This is a genomic window from Mesorhizobium sp. M3A.F.Ca.ET.175.01.1.1 (assembly GCF_004791945.1).
Lineage (GTDB): Bacteria > Pseudomonadota > Alphaproteobacteria > Rhizobiales > Rhizobiaceae > Mesorhizobium.
In genome coordinates, this window is sequence record NZ_SRTP01000410.1 from 1 (window position 1) to 284 (window position 284).

Sequence of the window (284 nt, forward strand, 5' to 3'; positions counted from 1 at the left end):
GCTGGGCCACGATGCTTCAGAAGCCGGGGCCCAGCCTTGGTCTTCAAAGACTACAACGACATGACTGCGCGGATTGACGATCCGGGTCTCAATGTCGATGAGAATTCGGTGCTCGTGCTGCAAAACAGTGGCCCAAATGGCGGCCCCGGAATGCCCGAATGGGGGCAATTGCCCATTCCAAAAAAGCTTTTAGAAAAGGGCATTCGGGACATGATCCGCATCTCCGACGCCCGCATGAGCGGAACGAGCTATGGCGCAACGTGCAGCACGCAGGCGCCATAGCT

General features: G+C 57.7%; 1 protein-coding gene. It reads left to right on the forward strand.

The annotated features are described in order from the left end of the window. A partial coding sequence (locus EN818_RS32205; RefSeq protein WP_210237343.1) for a dihydroxy-acid dehydratase occupies window positions 1-282 on the forward strand: 282 nt, incomplete at its 5' end. Window positions 283-284 lie beyond the last annotated feature (2 nt).